Genomic DNA, 4,851 nt, shown 5'->3' on the forward strand with positions numbered 1-4,851 from the left:
GCCTCCGACGTGCGCCTGCGCCGCTACGAGGATCGCTCCGACCGGCTGGTGATCTTCGCCGTCGACGCCTCGGGCTCGCTCGCCATGACGCGGCTGAACGAGGCGAAGGGCGCGGTCGAACTCCTCCTCGGCGAGGCCTACGCCCGCCGCGACCACGTCGCGCTCATCGCCTTCCGCGGCACCGAGGCCGAGCTCCTCCTGCCGCCCACCCGCTCGCTCGTGCAGACCAAGCGCCGCCTCGCCGCGCTGCCCGGGGGCGGCGGCACGCCGCTCGCCGCCGGGCTGCAGGCGGCGGGGCTCCTCGCCCATCAGTCCGAGGGCCGCGGCCTCAGCCCCCGCGTCGCGCTCCTCACAGACGGGCGCGCGAACGTCGGTCTCGACGGCGCCGGCGGGCGCGCGCAGGCGATGGAGGACGCCGCCCGCACCGCGCGCGCGCTGCGGGGGCAGGGGCTCTCGGCCCTCGTCATCGACACGGCCGCCCGCCGCGGCGAGGCCGGCCGCGAGCTTGCCGCGGCGCTGGGCGCGGGCTACCTCGCACTGCCGAGGGCCGACGCGCGCCGCCTCTCCGGCGCCGTGGCCGACGCGCTGGAGGACTGAGCCGATGGACTGGGCGCGCGATCTCCCCCACTGGCCGCAGGCGGCGCACTCCCGCCGCATCGCCCAGCCGCCCCACCGCTGGCACGTGCAGGAGATGGGCGAAGGCGAGACGCTCCTCCTGATCCACGGCGCCGGCGCCTCCACGCACAGCTGGCGCGGGCTCCTGCCGCTGCTGGCGCGACACCGCCACGTCGTCGCGCTCGACCTGCCCGGTCAGGGCTTCACGCAGGCGGGCACGAAAAGCCGCTGCTCGCTGCCGCTCATGTCCGACGACATCGCCGCGCTCACGCAGGCGCAGGGCTGGCGCCCCACCGCCGTGATCGGCCACTCCGCCGGCGCCGCCATCGCGCTCGAACTCGCCCGGCGGCTCGACCCGCAGCCGCGCGTCGTCGGCCTCAACGCCGCGCTCGGCAACTTCGAGGGCATGGCCGGCTGGCTCTTTCCCGTGCTCGCCAAGGCGCTCGCCCTCAACCCCTTCTCGGCGAACCTGCTGACGCTCGGCGGCGCGAGCCGCGCGCGGACACGGCGGCTGATCGAATCGACCGGCTCCACGCTCGACGACGAGGGTCTGCGCCTCTACGCCCGCCTCATCGGCGACCGCGGCCACGTGGACGCGACGCTCAAGATGATGTCGCAATGGCGCATCGATCCCCTGCTCGACATGCTCCCCGCGATCGACGCGCCCACGCTCTTCGTCACCGGCGACCGCGACGCCGCCGTGCCGCCCGCCACCTCGGACCGCGCCGCCGCCCGGATGCCGGACGCTCGCGTCGTGCACCTGCCCGGCCTGGGCCACCTCGCCCACGAAGAGAACCCGCAGGCCGTGGCCGACGAGATCGCGCGCTTCCTGGGATGACACGCAGGGTCCACTGTCCGTCCAGTCCTTCTTCTTGGAGGCAAATATCCCGGGGGTGAGGCCCGCAGGGCCGAGGGGGCAGCGCCCCCTTTCTCGAGGCCTCCGCCGCTGCCGGTGCCACCGGAGGAGCGCGCCTCAGTCCCCGAAGCGCCAGCCCGCGCGGCGCGGCACGCGCACGGCGAGCATCGGCTTGATGAGCCGGGTCCGGAACCGGGTGAGGTCCAGCGCCTCGTGCACGCCGACCGTCTCTTCTCCGTCGAGCTGCGTCCTGACCGCCGAGCGGCAGTAGAACGGCGCGTCCAGCATCGGCAGCACCTGCCGCGGGCGGTAGCCCGGATCGGCGCGCGTCTCGCGCTTCACGGCCCAGAGCGAGCGGCGGAACTCCGTCTTCGGGTGCGGCGCGACCATGTGCGCGCGGCCGTCGTGGTCGAAGTGGATCGCCTGCGCCAGCGTGCTGCCGTCGAGCCGCGTGGCGTCGTAGAAGCAGGTCGCGCCGCCCGCCGCCGGGAAGCGGCCCCAGGTCCAGTAGGCGAAATCCTCCTCCAGCGCGCGGGTGCCGAAGTTGGCGTCGAAATAGCCGTGCCCCGACCACTGCCAGCCGGGCGCCTCCAGCTCCACCTCGATGCCCGCGTTGGGCGCGAAGGGCCGCCATAGGTGCGCCGCGTCCGGCGTCAGCAGCATCTCGACCGAGCTCATCGCCGCCGGTGTCACCCGGATCTGCCCGCGCACGCGGCTGATCACGGGCGGTGCTGAGATCTCGTTCACGTCGATCACCAGCGCGCCGTCCTGCCAATGGAGCGCCGAGGGTCCGACGCGGAAGCTGTCGCGCGATTTGCGCAGCGCCTGCCGCCCCCGGTCGGTCATGGTGAAGCGCCCGCCGGGGCCGTAGGTGGCCACGTTGATGCAGACGTGGTTTTCCGGGTCGCGCCGGCCCGACCAGCGGTACCAGGGCGAAAAGACCGAGCCTATGAAGGCGATGACCGAGACGGCGCGGGACCCGTCGTCGCTGATCCCGTCGATGTACCACCAGGCATAGCCATTCGGCCCGACTTCGAGGTCGAAGTTCGGGCGCTCAGCATCGCCTCGGCCGCGTGCCTCGCGGAGAGGGTCGCCATCGGCACCCCGGCTCCGGGGTGCGTGCCGCCCCCGGCGAGGTAGAGGCCCTCGACCTTCGTCCGCGCGCGCGGACGCCCCAGCGAGGCCGTCATCCCCTCCGGGCTCTGGCCGTAGAGCGCCCCCGCCGAGGCCGGGAACAGCGCCTCGAACCCCGCGGGCGTCGTCAGGTTCTCCGCCCCGGGGATCGGATCGAAGCTCAGCCCCATCCGGGCCAGCGTCTCGAAGGTGCGCGTCCGACATGCTTCATACTCCTCGGCCGGGTGCGGGGGCCGCCCCAGCGGCGGCGCGTTGACGATGATCTCGAAGCGTTCCGGCGCGGGCACCGGCGACGGCGTGCCGCGGTCCTGCGCGCAGACGTAGAGCGTGGGCTCCCGCGGCGCGCGGCCGGCGTGCAGATCGTCCCATTCCTCGGCGTAGTCCGAAGAGAAGAAGACGTTGTGATGGGCGAGCTCGACGCCCGCGGGCTTGGCGGCGAAGGCCCAGACCTGCGCCGAGAGGGCGCGCGGCGCTTTCCGGGTCTGCGGCGCGACCTGCGCCACGTCCGGCCCGAGCGTGCCAGTGGCGAGTGCGCGGGGATCTCCGTTGAAAAGGACCTCGCCCGCGGGCAGGCGCGTACCGTCGTCGAGCGCCACGCCGCGCACCCGGCCCGAAGGCGCCTCGATCCGGGCGACACCGGCGCCGTAGCGGAACTCCGCGCCATGCGCCGCGGCGAGGCGCTCCAGCGCGCGGGCCAGCGCGTGCATGCCGCCCTCGACCACCCAGACGCCGCGCGCCTCCGCCTCCCAGACGAGCGACAGGAGCGCCGGCACCCGGTAGGGCGAGCCGCCGACGTAGGTGGCGTAGCGCCCGAAAAGCTGCGCGAGACGCGGCTCGCCGAGCTGACGGGCGAGGCTCGTGGCCAGCGTCGCCCCCGGCGCCATGTCGGACAGAAGGCGCGGCCGGCGCATCACCGGCGCGGCGAGCCGGGGCAGGGCGGGCTCGGCCGCCTGCATCATCGGCGCGTCGAAGGCCCCGTAGAGCCGGCGTGCGCGCGCCGCGAAGGCGCGGAAACGCTCGGCCACCCGGCGCCCGGCAAAATCGGCGATCGCCGCGACGTTGGCCGCCTCGCTGTCGTGCAGGTCGAGGGTCGACCCGTCGGGCCAGACGTGGCGTGCGAGGATGTGCTGGCGGTGCAGCGTGACGTGATCCTCCAGCCGCGTGCCGAGCGCGGCGAAGAGCTCCTCGAAGACGGGCCGCATGGTCAGCACCGTCGGCCCCGCGTCCACCGGGCCCGCGGGGCTGTCGAGCACGCGCATCTTGCCGCCGGGCGCGGCGTGGCGCTCCAGCACGGTCACGCGTCGGCCGGCGCAGGCAAGCCGCGCCGCGGCGGCGAGCCCGGCGATGCCGGCGCCGACGACGATGGTGCCGTCTTCGGGGAATTCGCCGAAAGTCATGCAGCGATTGTTGACTCGTCAGCGGAAACTGTCCAGTCTAATTTACAGTCGCGCTGTAATGTGTCGCAGACGCAGCCTGACAGACGCGGCCGCCGAGGGACAGAGGCAGAGGAGCGCCCGCATGGATCTTCACGCGCGGATCGACACGGCGATGGCCCGCGCCGTCGCGCTGGGGCAGGGGGGTACACCGCCCGCCCGGCTGGCGGAAGCGCTGGACTACGCCACCTCGCCGGGCGGCGCGCGCATCCGGCCCACGATACTCACCTCGGTCGCGCTCGCCTGCGGCGACGACCGGCCGGAGATCACCGACGCGGCGGCCGCGGCGCTGGAGCTCGTGCATTGCGCAAGCCTCGTGCACGACGATCTGCCCTGCTTCGACGACGCCGCGACGCGGCGCGGCAAGCCCTCGGTGCATCGCGCCTACGGCGAGCCGCTGGCGGTTCTGACCGGCGACAGCCTGATCATTCTCGCCTTCGAGGTGCTGGCGCGCGCCGCGCCCGAGGATGCGCAGCGCGCCGCGCAACTTGTCCTGACGCTGGCGCAGCGCTCCGGCATGCCGGGCGGCATCTGCGCGGGTCAGGGCTGGGAGAGCGAGCCGCAGGTGGACCTCGCGGCCTACCACCGCTCCAAGACCGGGGCGCTCTTCATCGCGGCGACGCAGATGGGCGCGATCGCCGCCGGCCACGAGCCGGAGCCGTGGTTCGAGCTCGGCGATCGCATCGGCGAGGCCTTCCAGGTCGCCGACGACCTGCGCGACGCGGTGATGGACGCCGAGGCGCTGGGCAAGCCCGTGGGGCAGGACGCCGCGCACGGCCGGCCGAGCGCCGTCGCCGAGCTTGGCGTCGAAGG

At 74.3% G+C, this 4,851-nt stretch carries 5 protein-coding genes; 3 read left to right on the top strand and 2 right to left on the bottom strand.

What is annotated here, in order from left to right; genetic code table 11:
* The coding region (locus ACESL7_RS13060) for a VWA domain-containing protein (RefSeq protein ID WP_372893748.1) at positions 1-597 on the top strand (597 nt) is incomplete at its 5' end.
* 4 nt (positions 598-601) lie between these two features.
* Positions 602-1,453, top strand: coding sequence for an alpha/beta fold hydrolase BchO (gene bchO, locus ACESL7_RS13065; protein ID WP_372893749.1), 852 nt, complete (start codon positions 602-604; stop codon positions 1,451-1,453).
* Between the two features lie 135 nt (positions 1,454-1,588).
* On the opposite strand, the gene crtC is transcribed toward bchO, so the two are convergent.
* Together crtC and crtD are read right to left on the bottom strand one after the other, a co-directional pair.
* On the bottom strand, positions 1,589-2,464 hold the full coding sequence (crtC, locus tag ACESL7_RS13070) for a carotenoid 1,2-hydratase (RefSeq protein WP_372893752.1): 876 nt from the start codon (positions 2,462-2,464) through the stop codon (positions 1,589-1,591).
* Positions 2,419-4,002 (bottom strand): 1-hydroxycarotenoid 3,4-desaturase CrtD, encoded by a 1,584-nt coding sequence (crtD, locus tag ACESL7_RS13075; RefSeq protein WP_372893750.1) that lies wholly within the window; start codon positions 4,000-4,002, stop codon positions 2,419-2,421. Before crtD ends, crtC begins: the two co-directional genes overlap by 46 nt.
* A 121-nt stretch (positions 4,003-4,123) precedes the next feature.
* On the opposite strand from crtD, the gene ACESL7_RS13080 reads away from it, so the two are divergent.
* Positions 4,124-4,851: polyprenyl synthetase family protein (locus ACESL7_RS13080; RefSeq protein WP_372893751.1), on the top strand; the 728-nt coding region annotated here is incomplete at its 3' end.

It is taken from the genome of Rhodosalinus sp. (assembly GCF_041685465.1).
GTDB lineage: Bacteria > Pseudomonadota > Alphaproteobacteria > Rhodobacterales > Rhodobacteraceae > Rhodosalinus.